Annotated in this window: 14 protein-coding genes and 1 other RNA gene; 7 read left to right on the top strand and 8 right to left on the bottom strand. The window is 74.4% G+C overall.

Annotated features, from left to right (window positions below; genetic code table 11):
* The first annotated feature begins 50 nt into the window (after nucleotides 1–50).
* Both ACIBH3_RS04085 and ACIBH3_RS04080 read left to right on the top strand, forming a co-directional pair.
* Entirely contained in the window at nucleotides 51–524 is a 474-nt protein-coding gene (locus tag ACIBH3_RS04085) for an ImmA/IrrE family metallo-endopeptidase (protein ID WP_396310278.1), read from the top strand.
* Complete coding sequence (locus ACIBH3_RS04080) at nucleotides 494–1,798, top strand: tyrosine-type recombinase/integrase (RefSeq protein WP_396310277.1); 1,305 nt, start codon at nucleotides 494–496, stop codon at nucleotides 1,796–1,798. The genes ACIBH3_RS04085 and ACIBH3_RS04080 overlap by 31 nt, the downstream gene beginning before the upstream one ends.
* Nucleotides 1,799–1,879: 81 nt before the next feature.
* On the opposite strand, the gene rnpB is transcribed toward ACIBH3_RS04080, so the two are convergent.
* From rnpB to ACIBH3_RS04065, 3 genes are all read right to left on the bottom strand, one after another.
* An RNA gene (gene rnpB, locus ACIBH3_RS04075) (RNase P RNA component class A) lies at nucleotides 1,880–2,281 on the bottom strand.
* 13 nt (nucleotides 2,282–2,294) lie between these two features.
* Nucleotides 2,295–3,737: a DHA2 family efflux MFS transporter permease subunit gene (locus tag ACIBH3_RS04070; RefSeq protein WP_396310354.1), complete on the bottom strand. Its 1,443-nt coding sequence runs from the start codon at nucleotides 3,735–3,737 to the stop codon at nucleotides 2,295–2,297.
* Nucleotides 3,738–3,847: 110 nt separating this feature from the next.
* Nucleotides 3,848–5,302: an RNB domain-containing ribonuclease gene (locus ACIBH3_RS04065; RefSeq protein ID WP_396310276.1), complete on the bottom strand. Its 1,455-nt coding sequence runs from the start codon at nucleotides 5,300–5,302 to the stop codon at nucleotides 3,848–3,850.
* A gap of 180 nt (nucleotides 5,303–5,482) precedes the next feature.
* Here ACIBH3_RS04065 and ACIBH3_RS04060 point away from each other — a divergent pair, with 180 nt between their 5' ends.
* Nucleotides 5,483–5,920, top strand: a complete 438-nt coding sequence (locus ACIBH3_RS04060) for a DUF3995 domain-containing protein (protein ID WP_396310275.1) — start codon at nucleotides 5,483–5,485, stop codon at nucleotides 5,918–5,920.
* 157 nt (nucleotides 5,921–6,077) lie between these two features.
* Nucleotides 6,078–6,875 (top strand): peroxide stress protein YaaA, encoded by a 798-nt coding sequence (gene yaaA, locus ACIBH3_RS04055; RefSeq protein WP_396310274.1) that lies wholly within the window; start codon nucleotides 6,078–6,080, stop codon nucleotides 6,873–6,875.
* 89 nt (nucleotides 6,876–6,964) lie between these two features.
* On the opposite strand, the gene ACIBH3_RS04050 is transcribed toward yaaA, so the two are convergent.
* The 4 genes from ACIBH3_RS04050 to ACIBH3_RS04035 all read right to left on the bottom strand — a co-directional run bounded on the left by ACIBH3_RS04050 (nucleotide 6,965) and on the right by ACIBH3_RS04035 (nucleotide 10,569).
* The gene (locus tag ACIBH3_RS04050; RefSeq protein ID WP_396310273.1) at nucleotides 6,965–8,119 is read right to left on the bottom strand and encodes a bifunctional RNase H/acid phosphatase; all 1,155 of its coding nucleotides are present in this window, start codon (nucleotides 8,117–8,119) and stop codon (nucleotides 6,965–6,967) included.
* Nucleotides 8,120–8,123: 4 nt separating this feature from the next.
* Nucleotides 8,124–8,867 carry a zinc ribbon domain-containing protein gene (locus ACIBH3_RS04045; RefSeq protein WP_396310272.1) on the bottom strand — a complete coding sequence of 248 codons (744 nt, stop codon included), beginning with the start codon at nucleotides 8,865–8,867 and terminating at the stop codon, nucleotides 8,124–8,126.
* A gap of 50 nt (nucleotides 8,868–8,917) precedes the next feature.
* On the bottom strand, nucleotides 8,918–9,835 hold the full coding sequence (locus ACIBH3_RS04040; RefSeq protein ID WP_396310271.1) for a Nif3-like dinuclear metal center hexameric protein: 918 nt from the start codon (nucleotides 9,833–9,835) through the stop codon (nucleotides 8,918–8,920).
* 458 nt (nucleotides 9,836–10,293) lie between these two features.
* A complete protein-coding gene (locus tag ACIBH3_RS04035; RefSeq protein WP_396310270.1) occupies nucleotides 10,294–10,569 on the bottom strand; it encodes a hypothetical protein in 276 nt (91 codons plus the stop codon).
* 415 nt (nucleotides 10,570–10,984) lie between these two features.
* Here ACIBH3_RS04035 and ACIBH3_RS04030 point away from each other — a divergent pair, with 415 nt between their 5' ends.
* The 3 genes from ACIBH3_RS04030 (at nucleotide 10,985) to ACIBH3_RS04020 (ending at nucleotide 14,743) form a co-directional block, all read left to right on the top strand.
* A complete protein-coding gene (locus ACIBH3_RS04030; RefSeq protein WP_396310269.1) occupies nucleotides 10,985–12,139 on the top strand; it encodes a hypothetical protein in 1,155 nt (384 codons plus the stop codon).
* Nucleotides 12,136–14,286, top strand: coding sequence for a prolyl oligopeptidase family serine peptidase (locus ACIBH3_RS04025; protein WP_396310268.1), 2,151 nt, complete (start codon nucleotides 12,136–12,138; stop codon nucleotides 14,284–14,286). Before ACIBH3_RS04030 ends, ACIBH3_RS04025 begins: the two co-directional genes overlap by 4 nt.
* Nucleotides 14,287–14,554: 268 nt before the next feature.
* Nucleotides 14,555–14,743 carry a hypothetical protein gene (locus ACIBH3_RS04020; RefSeq protein ID WP_396310267.1) on the top strand — a complete coding sequence of 63 codons (189 nt, stop codon included), beginning with the start codon at nucleotides 14,555–14,557 and terminating at the stop codon, nucleotides 14,741–14,743.
* Between the two features lie 241 nt (nucleotides 14,744–14,984).
* Here ACIBH3_RS04020 and ACIBH3_RS04015 read toward each other — a convergent pair whose 3' ends face one another.
* Nucleotides 14,985–16,070 (bottom strand): alcohol dehydrogenase catalytic domain-containing protein, encoded by a 1,086-nt coding sequence (locus ACIBH3_RS04015; protein WP_396310266.1) that lies wholly within the window; start codon nucleotides 16,068–16,070, stop codon nucleotides 14,985–14,987.
* Nucleotides 16,071–16,149: the final 79 nt, after the last annotated feature.

Genomic DNA, 16,149 nt, shown 5'->3' with positions numbered 1-16,149 from the left:
TATTTCCTCACCATTACCCATGGTTCCCGTGTATTCTCCCTCTTCTCGGCATGCCTCCCACACGTCCGTACAGGGGGAGACGCATGCCCACAGCCGCCGATCGGGCCACCATTGGGCTGTCGTATGACCCGCACGCTGAGCTAGAGCACCTGGGAATCCCCGTGCTCCGCGAGTGGCTGCGGGACACTCTCGGAGTCTGGGCTCCGCAACACCAAGTGGTGATCATCGCCGACGGCCTCAGCCTCGTCGAAGAGCGCTGCGTTCTCGCGCACGAGCTGGAGCACATCCTCGCCGGGGACGTCGGGTGTGGCGGATCGGCTGGGCTCCGCGCCGAACACCGTGCTGACCAGCGCGCGGCGCGCAAACTCATAGCCGTCAGCGACTTCTGCCGCGTGCGGCAGTGGGCGCCCGATCAATGGCAGATGGCTGACGAGCTTCAGGTGACTCCCTGGATGCTGCGGGCCCGAATGGACGATCTAGAGGGGGCGTCACGATGGCCGGGTATGTCGAAGATCGCTGGCTGAACAAGAGGCCGAACCCGGAGACGGGCAAGAAGGAGCGCACCGACCGCTGGGGCAAGGGGAAGCGGTACCGGGTAGCTGGCATCCCCGGCGTCCGCGACCGGGCGTTCGAGAAGCTGGAGGATGCAAAGGCCTGGCTGAAGACCTCCGCCACCGACTCTGGCCGCGGTCAATTCATTGACCCGCGCGACGGTGACATCACCCTCGACGAGTACGTCCGCAAGCACTGGTGGCCAGGACTTCGGGTACCCCCGAGTACCAAGGAGGCAATGGAGTACCGGGTGTTCGGACACATTCTGCCGTTGCTCGGGAGCCAGCCGCTGAACCGGATCGACAGCGATGCTGTCAATCGCTGGGTCGTGGAGGCCGAGAACGCCGGCCTCGGTGCTGGAACCGCGCGCACGGCCTGGAGGCACCTGTCGTCGATCCTCCAGGCAGCGAAGAACGCGAAGCGAATCGCGGTGAATCCCTGTCGAGGCCTGGACACCGCCCGACCGCCGGTGAAGCCGAAGCAGAAGGCTCGCCGGTGGGAGCGCGAGGCCGTCGAGGCGGTACGCGCAGAGCTGTCCGGCCGATACCGGGCGTTGACCGATCTGGGCGTTGCCGCTGGCCTCCGGCAGGGCGAGGCGTTTGGCTTCAGCCCTGACGACCTGTCTGGAGGGGAAATCCTCGTTCAGCGGCAGGTGATGAGGATCAGGTCGCGGCTCTGTTTTGGGCCGCCGAAAGGCAACAAGGAGCGGACCGTACCGGTTCCTTCGGCCCTAGAGGAACGGCTCAAGGAGCATTCGAACCAGTTCCCTACAGTTGAGGTCGAGCTTCCATGGGTGGACCCAGACCGGCCGAACCTGCCGTGGGAGTCACGGCCGAAGGTCAAGGTCCGGCTGCTGGTGACGACGATCAAGGGGAACGCGATTAACCGCTCGGACTGGAACATGCTGTCGTGGAAGCCAGCGCTCGGTGCCACAGGAGTGATCGATCCCCTTCCCGACCCTGATGGTTTGCTGACCGAGGAGGAGCTACGTGCAAGGTCGGGCAGTAAGAGCGGCGCGGCGCGCTGGCCGGAAGCGCGGGAGCATGGGTTCCATGTGCTGCGGCACACGTACGCCTCGACCGTGTTGCAGGCGGGAGAATCGATCGTGACGCTGGCGGCGTGGCTCGGGCATAGCGACCCGGCATTCACGCTGCGGACGTACACTCATTTCATGCCGGAGGCTGGCTCGCGTGGGGTTGCCGCGATGGATGCCTGGCTGAGGAACTCCCCCGAGAAGCTGGTTTGAGATGGATCTCCCCCAGGACTCCCCAGCAGCGTTCTGGATCAAGAGAAAAGCCCCTCCCCCGCAGGTCAGCGGGGTGAGGGGCGGACGAGGCGGCCTGTACGCCGGGTTCTGTCTCCCGGGGTGCTTGCGCGGCCCGGGGAGGCGGTCATCCATCTAGGGCTGCCGTTGCCGACAGCCTCGTGCGGTCTACCCGCGGACTCGGGCGAGCAGCCCTCGATCATCCGCGCACGGTGCCCGAGGGCACCGATCTTGACCTTGCTCCGGGTGGGGTTTACCGAGCCGGCCGAGTCACCTCGGTCGCTGGTGGTCTCTTACACCACCGTTTCACCCTTACCTGCGGCCGAAGCCGCCGGCGGTCTGTTTTCTGTGGCACTGTCCCGCGGGTCACCCCGGGTGGGCGTTACCCACCACCCTGCTCTGTGGAGCCCGGACGTTCCTCGGCGAGCCCCCGAAGGAGCCCGACGCGACCGCCCGGCCGGCTCGTCCGCCGTAGTGGTCATCGTAGCCGCTCGGGCGGGGCCTGCCGTAACCCGGCCGGCTGCCGGACGGGCTCGGGGCCGAACTCGGCGGCCACCAGGACGGCCGTCCGGGCGGCCCAGGGGGTGGTGGTGACGATGCCCAGCACCAGGACGGCGACGCCCAGGCCCGTGATGATCCACCACCCGGCGTGGCTGGCCTGGGCGAATCCGGTGGCGAACGGCCCGGCCACCGCCAAGGTGACGACGGTGCCGATCACCGCGACCCCGAGGGACTGCCCGACCTGCCGGCTGGTGGAGGCCACCGCCGCCGCGACACCGGCCTGGGCGCGCGGCATGCCGGAGACGGCCGTGTTGGTGATCGGCGCGTTGACCATGCCGAAGCCGAAGCCGAACAGCGCGTAGGAGACCAGCAGCAGGACGGCCGGCGAGTCGGCGGTCAGCCGGCTGAGCAGCAGGCCGCAGCAGGCGAGGCCGGTGCCGGCGGCCAGCAGCGGGCCGCGCGGGCCCCGGCTGCCGACGATACGTCCGGACAGCGGCGCGCAGAGCAGCATCATCGCGGCCATCGGCAGGGTCCACAGGCCGGCCTCGACGGGGCTGTAGTGGCGGACGTTCTGTAGGTAGAGGGTGTTGAGGAAGAGGAAGCCGCCGAGGGCGGCGAACGCGCATACCGCCGTGACGGTGGCGCCGGAGAACGGCACGCTGCGGAAGAAGCGCGGGTCGATCAGCGGCTCGCGCACCCGCCGCTCCCAGAGCGGGAAGGCGATCAGGGCCGACAGCGCGATCACGGCGAGGGTGAGGATGAGCGGCGAGGTCCAGCCGTGCTCGGGGCCCTCGATGATGGCCGCGGTGGCCGAGCCCAGCAGCAGGATCATCAGCACTTGCCCGACCGGGTCCAGCCGGCGCGGGTGCGCCGCGCGGGACTCGGGGACGTAGCGGGCCGTCAGCAGGCAGGCGACCAGGCCAACCGGGACGTTGATCAGGAAGATCGCCGGCCAGCCCGCGCCGCTCACCAGGAAGCCGCCGAGCAGCGGCCCGAGCGCCATGCTGATGCCGACCACCCCGCCCCAGACGCCGATCGCCTGGGCCCGCTCGCGCGGTTCGGTGAAGGTGTTGGTGATGATCGACATCGCCACCGGGTTGAGCATCGAGCCGCCGACCGCCTGGAGCGCGCGGAACAGCACCAGCCACTCCAGGCTGGGCGCGAGGCTGCACAACAGGGAGCCGAGCACGAAGAGCAGCAGTCCGGCCTGGAAGACGCGGCGGCGGCCGAAGCGGTCGGCGACGGAACCGAACAGCATCAGCAGGGAGGCCAGCACCAAGGTGTAGGCGTCGATGATCCACTGCAGGCCGGACGCGGGCGCGTCCAGGTCCTGCTGGATCGCCGGCAGCGCGATGTTCACCACGGTGTTGTCGAGGCCCACGATGAACAGGCTCAGGCAGCAGATGCCGAGGACCAGCAGTCTGCGACGACGGCCCGGCGCGACGGACGCGGCCTGGCCTGGCGGGGCGGGCTCACGGCCCGGCGGGGCGGAATGTTCGACCACCCTCCGATGATCGCACCTGAGCGTAGTCAGACGGGCGCGAATCGGACCGTACGGGTGGCGGGGTCGGCCACCGTCAGCCGGACCCGGATCAGCTCGCCGAGCGGCATCCGGGCCACGCCGTCCCCGTCGCACTTCGCGCGGACGGCGGGCTCACGCAGCTGGACGGTGCCGTTGACCGGCTTCCGGTCGTCGATGTCGATCACCACCGCGTCGAAGGCCTCACCCTCGCGCCCGTGCAGCAACTCGGCCTCCACCAGGTCGATACAGGCCCGGTCGACCTCCGCGGCCCGGCGGTCACCGCCCGCCATCAGCGCCGGTACGGCGGGCAGCGCCGCCCGCGCCCAGTCCGGTACGTCCTCCCCGGCGGCGACCGCCACGCACACCTCCTGCGCGAACCGGTCGCCCAGGCGGCGCAGCGGGGCGGTGCAGTGCGCGTACGGGGTGGCGAGCGCGGCGTGGCCGGGGTCGGCGGGGGCGGGCAGGCCATGCGTCTCGTCGAAGGCGTGGTAGCCGGCGCCGCGCAGCAGGCCGGTGCACTCGTTGAGGAAGGCCGCGTTCAGGGGCACCTGCGGATCCAGCGAGCGGATCAGGTCCGGGTACGGGGTGCCGGGCGGCCAGTCCACCTTGAGCGCGTGGGCGACCCTGCGCAGCCGCGCGTACGCGGACTCGGGGGCGGCGGGGAGGGTGCGCAGCAGTCCGACGCCCGCGTCGAGCATCAGCTCGGCGGCGGCCATGCCGGTCAGCAGGGAGATCTGGGCGTTCCAGCCGTCGGCCGGGAGCTGGGCGCGGTAGGCGAGGCGGTAGCCGTGCGGGGTCTCCTCGATCTCCTGCTCGGGGACGGGCAGGCTGATCCCGCCCCGGGCCTGCTCCTGCTGCTCGCGCAGCCGGCCCACGGTGGCGAGCAGGGCGAGCTGCTCGTCGGCGCCGCCGGAGTCGACGGCCCGCTGGACGCCCGCGTAGTCCAGGCGCCGCCGGGAGCGGACCCGGGCGCGGCGCAGGTCCGCGAGCAGCACGGCGCCGTCCGCGTCCAGGTCGATCTGCCAGAGCAGGGCCGGGCGCAGTTCGCCGGGCAGCAGGCTGGCGGCGTCCTCGGAGATCCGGGCGGGGTGCAGCGGGATACGGCGGTCGGGGAGGTAGAGGGTCTCGACCCGCCGGCGGGCCTCGGCGTCGATCGCCCCGCCGGGGCGGACGAAGGCGGCCACGTCGGCGATGGCGTAGTGGACGCGGTAGCCGCCGCCGGGGCGATGGGCGAGGTGGATGGCCTGGTCGAGGTCGCGGGAGCCGGGCGGGTCGACGGTGAACAGCGGCAGGTCGGTGCCGTCGTGGTCGGGCATCCGCGGCGAGCCGGCCGCCGCCTCGGCCTCGGCGAGCACCTCGGCGGGCCACTCGACGCGGATCTCCAGGCGGGTGCGCAGCTCGGCCAACTCCGCGTTGATCCGCGCGGAGTCAGCGGCCTTGACGCTCAGCTTTCGGCGTGGCATGGGGGCAGCGTAGGACGTTTCAGGCGATTTCCGGCGGATCCGCGCCACATGTGCCGGGTGGGGGCGAGGTGGGCGGGGGCGGGCCTGCGGTGGCCTGCGGCCGACCCGGAGGAGTACGGGCCGCCCGCCGCGCGCGGGCTGACGGGCCGTAAGGTGAATGGCACCGAAGGGGGTTGAGTGATGGATGCGGTGAAGGTGACGGGTACGGCCGTGTCGGCGGCGCTGGCGGCGACCGGGGCGCTGCATGCGGTGTGGGCGGCGACGCCCTGGCCGCTGAGCACGCCGCAGGAGTTCGCGGACGTGGTGGTCGGGACGGGCGAGGGGGTCCCGCCGCCCGCGGCGTGCCTGGCGGTGGCCGGCGCACTGGGTGCGGCGGCATACCTGGTGGGCGCGCGGTCGGGGGTGCTGCCGGCCGCCGGTCCCGGGTGGCTGCGCCGCTCGGGCTCGGGCACGGTGGCCGCGGTGATGCTGGGCCGTGGCGTGGGCGGGCTGCTCCTGTTCGGCAGCGGGCGGCTCCGGCGCACGGAGCGCTTCACCCGGCTGGACCGGCGGTACTACTCCCCCGTCTGCCTGGCCCTGGGCGCCGGTGCGGCGCTGGTGACGGCCGCCGGGGAGTGAGCGCGGCGGGGTGAACGCGCCGTTGGGCGCGGCGGGGTGGGCCGCCGGGTCAGCCGCGGGGTGGGTCGGCCCACGAGCCGGACCGGAGGCCCGGGTGGCCGCCCGCGTTGCGTAGGGTGGCGGGGTCATCCGCTACAAAGTGTTGAGGAGTGCCGCTGTGCTGGTGCTGTTGCCGCCCTCGGAGGGCAAGGCCGCGTCCGGGGCCGGGGTGCCGGTGGACCTCGGCGGGCTCTCGCTTCCGGGGCTGACGCAGGCCCGTGCGGCCGTGCTCGCCAACCTGGTCGAGCTGTGCTCCGGCGACGCGGACCGGGCCGCCGAGGTGCTCGGGCTGAGCCAGGGCCTGCGCGGCGAGCTGGTGCGCAACGCCGGCCTGCCGACGGCCGGGGCGCTGCCCGCCGGCGAGGTGTACACCGGCGTGCTGTTCGACAACCTGGGCCTGGCGCGGCTCGACGAGGCGGCGTACGAGCGGGCGGCGCGCTCGCTGCTGGTGTTCTCGGGCCTCTGGGGTGCCGTGCGGATCACCGACCGGATCCCGCCGTACCGGTGCTCGATGGGCGTCAAACTCCCACCGTTGGGGGCGCTCGGGGCGTACTGGCGGGGCGCGATGGCGTCCGTGCTGCCGGAGGTGGCGGACGGGCTGGTACTGGACCTGCGCAGCTCCGCGTACGCGGCGGCCTGGAAGCCGGCCGGCGAGGTGGCCTCCCGCACCGCGACCGTACGGGTGCTCCAGCAGCGCGAGGTGGACGGGGTGCTGAAGCGCACCGTGGTGAGCCACTTCAACAAGGCGACCAAGGGGCGGCTGGTCCGCGACCTGCTGACCGCGGGCGCGGAGCCGAAGGCCCCGCGGGAGCTGGTGGACGCGCTGCTGGAGCTGGACTACCGGGTGGAGGTGGCCGCCGAGGGCACGGCGCGCAAGCCGTGGCAGCTGGATGTCGTGGTGACCGAGATCCACTGAGGCCGGGGCGGGCGCGGGCGGGGCGGCAGCCCGCGCCCGCCCCGTCTCCGTCCGTGCGCTCGCGCGCCCGGCTCAGCCGGCCGTCGACCTCAGCGCAGGTGGCCGGTGTCGTTCAGCAGCCGCAGCGAGGCGTTGCCGTCCGAGTAGTACTGGACGGCGCAGATCCCGGCCGCCGCCAGCTCCATCCGGTACACGGAGTCCGGCGGGGCGCCGAGCGCCAGGCGGACCAACGTCTTGATCGGGCTGACGTGCGAGACGACCAGCACGGTCCTGCCGGCGTACCGGGCGAGGATCTTGTCGCGGGTGACGCCCGTCCGGTGGGTGAGCGTGGCGAAGCTCTCGCTGCTGCCGGTGGGCTTGGCCTTCGCGGAGGCGAGCCAGGCCTGGAGGTCGACCGGGTGGCGCTCCTGCACCTCGGCGAAGGTCAGGCCCTCCCAGGCGCCGAAGTCCAGCTCGCGCAGGCCCTCCTCGATCCGGACCTCCAGGCCGAGGCGGGCGGCGACGGTCTCCGCGGTCTCCCGGGCCCGCCGCATCGGCGAGCAGACCACGGCCTGGACACTGCCCCGCGCGGCGAGGGCCGCGGCAGCGCGCTCAGCCTGCCAGCGGCCCTTCTCGGAGAGCTCGGGGTCGCTGCCGCCACTGCCGGAGAACCGCTTCTCCGGCGTGAGGTGGGTCTCGCCGTGGCGCAGCAGGACGAAGGTGGTGGGCGTACCGAGGTCGGCGGGGGCGGCCCAGCCGGCCTTGGGCGCGGCCGTCTCCAGCGGGGCGGCCTCGGCCGGCTCCACCGGCCGGAGCGCGGCCTTGAGCGGCCTGGCCTCCCACTGCCGGCCGGCCTTGCCCGCGTCCATCGCCTCGTTGGCCAGCCGGTCGGCGTCCTTGTTCCGCTCGCGCGGGATCCAGGTGTACTTGACCTGGCCGCGCGGGAGGATCGTCCTCGCCTCGGCGGCGAGCGGCTGCATGTCGGGGTGCTTGATCTTCCAGCGCCCGGACATCTGCTCCACGACCAGCTTGGAGTCCATCCGGACGTCCACCGAGACGTCCGGATCGATCTCGCGGGCCGCCCGCAGCCCGGCGATCAGGCCCTTGTACTCGGCCACGTTGTTGGTCGCGTGCCCGATGAACTCGGCCACCTCGGCGATGATCTGCCCGGTGTCACCGTCGCGCACCACCGCGCCGTAACCGGCCGGCCCCGGGTTGCCCCGGGAGCCGCCGTCCGCCTCGACGATCAGCCTGCGCCCCGCCATGGACTCAGACGCCCGACTCTGCGGTGCGGACGAGGATGCGCCCGCAGTTGTCGCAGCGGACGATCGCGTCCTTGGGCTCGGCCTTGATCGCGTTCAGGTCGGTGATCGCGAACTCCACCCGGCAGCCCTCGCAGCGGCGCTGGTAGAGCCGGGCCGCGCCGACGCCGCCCTGCTGCTCGCGCAGGCGGGTGTAGAGCTTCAGCAGGTCGGCCGGGATGACGGCGGCGACGGTCTCGCGGTCGCGCTTGACCTTCTCGGCCTCGGTGTCGATCTCGCCGAACGCGGCGTCCCGGCGGGCCTGCGCCTCATTGAGGACGACGGTGGAGTGCTCCAGGCGGGCACCGAGCTCGGTGACCCGGGTCTGGGCGGACTCCAGCCGCTCCATGATCTCCAGGACGACGTCCTCCAGGTCGGACTGGCGCTTGGCGAGCGAGCCGATCTCGTGCTGGAGGTTCTCCAGGTCCTTGGGCGAGGTGATCGCGCCGGAGTCCAGCCGCTGCTGGTTGCGGGCGGAGCGGCTGCGGACCTGCTCGACGTCCTGCTCGGCCTTGGTCAGCTCACGGTTGGTGTCGCCGAGCTGGGCCTGGGCGGCGACGACCAGGGACTTCAGGGCGGTGTGGTCGGCGGTGGCCTGGTCGATCTCGGCGTGCTCGGGCAGGCTGCGACGCCGGTGGGCAAGCTGGTCGAGGCGGGAGTCGATGGCCTGCAGGTCGAGCAGGCGGATCTGGTCGGCGGGCGCGGCGTTCAAGCGGAGAGCTCCTGTAGATCGGTCAGAGAGAAGGGCGGCACGGTGGGGCCTCAGCCGACGGCCGGGGTGGAGGCGGTGGGCGACGTGGCCGAGGTGGGCGACGTCGTCGCGGTGGGATCGGTGGTCTGCGGGCCCGGGGTGAAGGCCATCGGGGCGTGGGCGGTCCACGGGTCGGTGACCCGGTGGGACACCCTGGTCTCCAGCTGCCAGCCGTGCTTGTCCGCCGCGGCGCCCAGGGCGCGGGCGGCCAGGTTCAGCCAGGGCCACTCGGTGGCCCAGTGCGCGGCGTCGACCAGCGCGACCGGCGCCGCCTCGGTGGCCTCCGACGCCGGGTGGTGGCGCAGGTCCGCGGTCACGTACGCGTCGACGCCCGCGGCCCGTGCCTCGGCGAGGAAGCTGTCACCGGAGCCCCCGCAGACCGCGACCCGGCTGATCAGCCGGTCCGGGTCACCCGCCACCCGCACGCCCGCGGCGGTGGCCGGCAGTCCGGCGGCGACCTGGGCGGCGAAGGCCGACAGCGTGAGCGGTGGCTCCAGCAGACCGATCCGGCCGCTGCCCCGACGGCCCTCCGGGTCGGTCGGGTCCGGGATCAGCGGGCCGGTGACGCGCAACCCGACCGCCTCGGCCAGGGCGTCGGAGACACCCGGGGCGGCATGGTCGGCGTTGGTGTGCGCGATGTGCAGCGCGATACCGGCGCGGATCAGGGTGTGCACCACCCGGCCCTTGAAGGAGGTCGCGGCGACGCTGGTGGTGCCGCGCAGATAGAGGGGATGGTGGGTGACCACCAGATCCGCCCCCCACTCGACGGCCTCGTCGACGACCGCCTGTACGGGGTCGACGGCGAACAGGACGCGGCGGACCTCGGCCTCCGGGTCTCCGCAGACCAGGCCGACGGCGTCCCAGGACTCCGCCCACTGCGGCGGGTAGAGCTCTTCGAGTTCACTGATGACGTCGGACAGTTTCGGCACCTGTTGAGACTACCGTGCGCGCGGGGCCACCCGGGCGTCCGGCCGTAGGGCGCCGGGGTGCCGCGCCCGCCCGTCAACCGGTGTACGCCATGGCGGCCGCGCGCCAGGGCGGCGGCAACGCCACCGGGACCACCGCACGACCGGGCCGGCCCCTGGTCACACCGGCGGGCCCGCGCGCATTCGAAAGCGAGACTGGATCACCCTTACGAGTGAAGTGACCTGCTTCCCGTTGAGCCCCATCGGCCCCGAAAGTAACTTCACTTCTGCAAACGGGCGTTTTCGAGCGTTACGCGGGCCACGAGCGAGACGAGGGCCAAAAGGGCAACGCGCGAGCCGAGCGATACGGATGGCGCGGTGACGAGGGGCCCTTGAAAGGCATTCGGCAAGGGCCCCGGAATTCTCGAACTCCGATCGCCCGCAATGCCCCGAGCGCCGCCTCCCGCCCGTCCGAAAGCCGATCAGGCCCGGGTGGGCGCAGCAGCGGACGCCGAGGGCGCCAGGACGAAGGGGTGTGAAGCGATGACGACGGGCACACCGCTGAGTACGGCCGTGGGGCCGATGGTGGAGGAGATGGAGTGGGTGCCCGTACCGGCCTCCCCGGCGGATGCGGTGAGCGGTGCGCCGGGCGGGGGCGGCTCGCTGCTGGAGATCGCCCGGGCGGCGGTGGCCGGGGCCGTGGAACCGCCCGGGGGCGGGTGCGGCTGGGAGCTCGCCGCCGGGAACCCCTGGTGCACGCTGCGGCCGGCGCCGCGGCCTGAGTCGCAACGTGAGCCGCAGCTTGCGTCACAGCTTGAGTGGCAGCTCGGGTCGCAGCCGCCCGGGCCCGCGGCACCCGCGCGGGGGTGGCGGATCCGGCTGGGCGCGACGCGGGCGGGCGCGGGCGCGGTACTGGCTGCGGTCGCCGAGGTGGTCGCTCGCGATCGCTGCACCTTCAGGTTCATCACCGACCGGGAATTGCTGAACAACGGCAATTCCCGTGACGGCGGAGGCGGCGGCGCGGGCGGAGCCAGAAGCCCGGCCGGGCAATTCATCACACTCTTTCCGGGCAGTGCGGAGCAATTCCAGCGACTCGCCCGGGAATTGCGGCGCGCGACGTCCGACCTGCAGGGTCCGCCCGGCCAGGTCCTCCTGTCCGGCCACTCGTACACGATGGGCGGAGGGGACGCCGGGGGCGGCCGCGGTGGCCAGGGTGGCAGCCGGGAGACCGCCGGCGGGGAGGTGTCCGGCGGGCGGCACCGCTTCCGCGCGCTCGGCAGCCGTGGCTACACCGAGCCCGGCGCGGACGACACGTGGCAGGGCGGCGGCCGGCGGGCGGCGGCGGGGAGGTCCGGCCCCGTCGAGGGGAGGGGGCCGGCGACGGGCCCCGGAGCGCCCCGACCGATCGCCCGCCGCCGCGGCGGCACAGCGCTGCTCGCCGGCCGGTACGCGCTGACGGCCGCCGTTCGGCGCACCGCCGGGCAGGCCGTCTTCCTCGCCCGGGACACCGTCGAGGGCTCCGCGATCACGGACGTGGTCGTCAAGCAGGCCCGCGCGGACGGCGAAGCCGGCGCCGTACTGCGGCACGAGGCCGCGCTGCTGGAGCGGCTCGACGGGCACGGGCTCGTCCCCCGGCCGATCCGGCTGGTCGAACAGGGGGGCTCGGTCTTCCTCGTGCGGGAGCACCTCACCGGCCGACCGCTCGGCAGTTGGGCCGAGGGCGCCCGGCTCGCCGGAGGCGGCCGCCCGGACGCCGACTGGGCCGAGGTACGGGCGGTGGCCCTGGCGCTGATCGGACTCGTCGAGAGGGTGCACGCGTTCGGCCTGGTGCTGCGCGACCTGTCGCCGGGCGGTGTGCTGGTCCTGCCGGACGGCAGCCTGCGGCTGGTCGACCTGGAGCTCGCAGCCGAGGCCGGCCCCGGCTGCCCTTCCTCCACCGTCCCCGCTCTCGCCCGCACGCCGCGCCGGCCCGGCTACCGGGCCCCCGAGTACGGGCCCGGGGCGCCGCGCGCGCTCACCGCCGAGGGATGCCGCGTGGAGCAGAGCGCCGACCTGTACTCCCTCGGCGGCCTGCTCTTCCTGCTCGCCACCGGCCACGATCCGCAACTCGCCGACCTCCCGTCCGCCGGACCGCTCGCCGACCGGCTCGGCCGCTGGCTCGCCCTCGCCGCCCGCACCAGCCCCATCGCGCGCCGGCTGGCCCCGGCCGTCCTCGGCCTGCGCACCGGGCCCCCACCAGAACGCTGGCCCCTCACCCGCGCCCGCAGCGCCCTGACGACCGCGGAGACCGGCACGCCCCGCGCGCGGGCGGGGGTGACGGGGTCGTGAAGGTCGCCACCCGCGCTGTGACGCGGGCGTTGCGGCGGACGAGCTTCTCCTTCGCGGCCGACGGCACGCATGCCGCGTGCCTGGCCTCCGGCGCCGACGGCGGCTGGTACGCGGAGAGCTGGCGGCTGCCGCGCGGCGGCGGTGCCGCCGTGCCGACGGCGCTTGCGCTGCCCGGCGACCGCGCCGAGGACCCGCGCGCTCAGCTGGTGTCGCTGCCCGACGGCGGGGTGCTGGTCTGCCGGCACGACGGTGAGCGGCACGAACTGGTGCTGGTTTCGGGCGAGCCCGACGCCGACGCGCGACCTGCTCCCGAGGCCGAGCCGGACGGTACGGCCACCGAACAGTGGCTCGCCACCCTGCGGATGCCCGGGCTGCGGCTGCTGCCGCTGCCCGGGCCGGCCGGCGCCTCCCGCGCGGCGGTCGCGCGCTCCGCCCCGGTGGCCGTCGCGCTCGGCACCGATGCCCAACCGCTGACCACCGTGTGGCTGATCCGCACGGACGGGTCGCGGCCCGAGCAGGTCGCGGGGATCCCCGGTCTGCACGGCGGTGGCGTCTGGCTGGACCGGGTCGGCGGGCTGCTCGCCCTGGACCAGGTGTCGGAGGGGGTCGTCAAGACCGTCGTACTCGATCTGCGGCGCGGCGAGGTCACACCGCTGCTGGAGATCTCCGAGAGCAGCAACGACCGGCTGGTGCTGTTCGACCCGGACACCCACTTCGCCATGGTGCGCAGCGACGCCCCCGGCGCGGACCGGCTCGGCTGGGGCGTGCTGGGCGGCAACGCGCCGCTGCGCTTCCCGGAGTGCCTGCACGTGCCGGGGGTGTTCCTGCGTCCGATCGCGTTCCAGCCCGGAGCGCGATCGCTGGACGCGGTCCGGGTCGCCGTCCAGGTCGACCGTGGCGCGGCCTCGTCGCTCGCGCTGTGGCAGCCGTCGGGCGGGCGGCTGGACGCGCTGCCGGTGCCGCCGGGGCAGCTGGGCGCGGTGGGGCACTGGTCGGCGGCGGGACTGCGGATGCCGTACTCCTCCCCCGACCACCCGGCCGCGCTGGCCACACTGGAGGTGGACGCCCTGCTCGGGGTCGGCCCGGCGGGGCTGCCGAGCACCATGCCGCTGCCGCTCCAGCTGGCGCCGCTCGGCGCCGGGCTGCTGCCCGGCCCGCCAGGCTCACCGGGGCAGCCACACCCGCCCGGGCCGTCGGGCCAGCGCGAGCCGGCGGGCCCGCCCGAGCTGCCGGGCCTCCTGCCCGGGCCGGGGCAGGAGGCCGTCCGGCCCCGGCGCTCGCCGGGCGGGCCCCGCGTCTCCCGCTGCGCCCCGCCCGGCTGGCGGCTGGACGCCAGCACGCCGCCCGGCGACGGCGGCCGCTGGCTGCCCGCCCAGAGCCTCGAACTCGCCGGTGCGGCAGGGCCGTTGGAGGCCGTGGTGTACGGCGGCGACGCCTGGCTCAGCAGCCCGCACCTGGTGCTGGCACTGCACGGCGGCCCGGCGGACGCGTGGCGGCTGGAGTTCGACCCGACCCTCCAGCGGATGGCCGCGGCGGGGCTGGCGGTGGTCGCGCCCAACCAGCGTGGCAGTATCGGCTACGGGCTGGAGCACGCGCTGGCCGTGCGCGGCGCCTGGGGCGGCCCGGACCTGGACGACGTGCTGACCCTGCTGGAAGGGATCTCCGGCCAGCGCTCCGCGCTCGGGCTGGAGCCGCCGGCCCTCTTCGGCGTCAGCTACGGCGCCTTCCTCGCCCTGCTGGCGGCCGCGCACGCCCCGGCGGCACAGGTCGCGCGCTGCGCGGTGGTGGCGCCGTTCCTGTCCGGGGCGCGGTTGCTCGCCGAAGCGTCGGGCCCGGTACGGGCGTTGACCAGTCGGCTGGGCGGCAGCGATCCGATCACCGATGCCCGCGGCCCGCGCGACGTACTCCAGCTAGCACACCGGCTGACCTCGCCGCTGCTGGTCGTCCACGGGGACCGGGACGAGGTGGTACCGGTGAGCCAGTCGCGTTCGCTGCGCCACGAGTTGCTGCGGATCGGCCGTACGGAGGGCACGGACTTCCGGTACGTGGAGGCCGCCGGGGCCGGCCACGAACTACTGACCGAGGAGGGCGCGGCCGTGCTGCACGAGTTGCTGGCGGGGTTCCTGCGCACGGGGCGGCCGGGCTAGACCGCCAGACCCACGATCCCGCTCGCCCCCGCCCCCGCCCCCTGACCCGCCGCCCGGCGGCCCGGCACCCGCGCCCTCGACCCCCGCCGCGAGCGGCGGGGGCTGCGCCGGAGCCCGGCCAGGCGTTCGGATCTCGCTAGGATCTGCCCCGTTACCGCCGTTATGGTGGCCCGGGCACGGGGGCCGTGATCTCCCGCTCCGGCGCGCCCGCGCGCCGCGCCCGCCCCGGTGCCGTGCGGCACCGGACGTACCCGTACCTCGCACGGAAATGACGATTCTGATGTCCGACACCCTCACCGACACCACCGCGCCCGGCACCGACGAGACCACCGCCGTCGCCACCGCCGCGGACGCCACCGACGCCCACGGCCGGCACCGTGGCCGGACGGCCGCCGACGACAGCCCCGAGGCGGACCCGCACGGCCGGCACCGGCTCGACGCGGCCCACCGGAACTGACCACCGCTCACCGCGACGGCACCGCACGACAGCACCCCGCACCGCAATCGCACGGCGCGCAGGGCCCGGCACCGACCGCCGGGCCCGCGCCGCCACCCCGGGCGGGCTCCCGCACCGCCGCAGTGCCGCCGGTCGGCCGAAGCGACCGGCCCGAGCACCGGCCCCGGCCGTCGCCCGGCCACCCGCCATCCTGCCCCGCGCAGCCGCGGTCGGCCCGCGGCCGCGGTCGATCGAGGCGCCCTCAGTCCTGCCCCAGCGACACGACCGTGCGCAGCGCCTCGCCGCTGCGCATCTGGGCGATCGCCTCGTTGACGCCGTCCAGCCCGACCCGGTGCGTGATCATGCCGGCCAGGTCGATCCGCCCGTCCCGCCACAGCTCGATCACCCGCGCGACCGTCCGCCGGACATCCCCGCCGCCGTACATCGAGCTCAGCACGCGCTTCTCGTTGAAGAACAGCTCGCCCATGCTGAAGTGGACCTGATCGTCCTTCGCCCCGGCCCCGATCACCACGACCGCCCCGCCCCGCCGGGCGGCGTCGTACGCGGCGCGCACCGTGGCCGAGCGACCGACCGCCTCGAAGACGTAGTCGTAGCCGCCCGCCTCCAGGGCCTTGGCCGCGGCCTTCAGCTCCTCGGGGGCGACGGCGTCGGTCGCGCCGAAGCCGAGGGCGCGCTCGCGGCGCGAGGCGACCGGGTCGACCACGGTGATCCGGTCGGCGCCACAGACCCGGGCTCCCTGCACCGCGGCGATGCCGACGCCGCCGGCCCCGATCACCGCGACCGCCGAACCGGGCTCGACGGCCGCGGTGTTGGCCGCCGCGCCGAAGCCGGTGGTCACCCCGCAGCCGATCAGCGCGGCGAGCTCGTACGGCAGGTCGGCGGGCACCTTGATCACCGCGTCCGCCGCGACCACCGCCTCCTCGGCGAAGGTGCCGGTGTTGTAGAAGCCGAACGCGTCGGTGGCCTCGCCGAGCCGGAAGCCGGGCGTGCCCAGCCGGCGCAGGCTGCTGACGCACAGGTGGCCCTGGCCGCGGCGGCAGTGCGGGCAGTCCCCGCAGGGTGCCATCCAGCAGAGCACCACCCGGTCGCCGACCGCGAGGCCGTCGACGCCCTCGCCCACCTCCAGTACGTCCCCGGCGCCCTCGTGCCCGGGCACGAACGGGGCCGGCTGCGGCAGCACGCCGCTCATCGCGGACAGGTCCGAGTGGCAGAGGCTGCTCGCCCGCAGCCGGACCCTCACCCTGCCCGGCCCGAAGCCCACCGCCTCCACGTCGTCGCGGACGTCGAGGCTGTCCTGGCCGATCTGGTGCAGGATGGCCGCGCGCATGGCTGCTCCCGGGGGTCGTCGGTGGGGTGGGGCGAGCCTACCCAACCGGCCTCCGACTCGGGCCCGGGCCTCGGAATCC

The organism is Kitasatospora sp. NPDC050543 (assembly GCF_044457565.1).
Lineage (GTDB): Bacteria > Actinomycetota > Actinomycetes > Streptomycetales > Streptomycetaceae > Kitasatospora.
The sequence above is the reverse complement of the archived record's forward strand: the minus strand, read 5'-3'. Positions and strand labels throughout refer to the sequence as shown.

Bases quoted from the DNA above. Each gene is read 5' to 3' on its own strand.
- ACIBH3_RS04060 (WP_396310275.1), top strand. From the start codon at position 5,483: ATGGATGCGGTGAAGGTGACGGGTACGGCCGTGTCGGCGGCGCTGGCG.
- ACIBH3_RS04030 (WP_396310269.1), top strand. From the start codon at position 10,985: ATGGGCGGAGGGGACGCCGGGGGCGGCCGCGGTGGCCAGGGTGGCAGC.
- ACIBH3_RS04065 (WP_396310276.1), bottom strand. From the start codon at position 5,302: ATGCCACGCCGAAAGCTGAGCGTCAAGGCCGCTGACTCCGCGCGGATC.
- ACIBH3_RS04085 (WP_396310278.1), top strand. From the start codon at position 51: ATGCCTCCCACACGTCCGTACAGGGGGAGACGCATGCCCACAGCCGCC.
- ACIBH3_RS04015 (WP_396310266.1), bottom strand. From the start codon at position 16,070: ATGCGCGCGGCCATCCTGCACCAGATCGGCCAGGACAGCCTCGACGTC.
- ACIBH3_RS04050 (WP_396310273.1), bottom strand. From the start codon at position 8,119: ATGGCGGGGCGCAGGCTGATCGTCGAGGCGGACGGCGGCTCCCGGGGC.
- ACIBH3_RS04080 (WP_396310277.1), top strand. From the start codon at position 494: ATGGCCGGGTATGTCGAAGATCGCTGGCTGAACAAGAGGCCGAACCCG.
- ACIBH3_RS04020 (WP_396310267.1), top strand. From the start codon at position 14,555: ATGACGATTCTGATGTCCGACACCCTCACCGACACCACCGCGCCCGGC.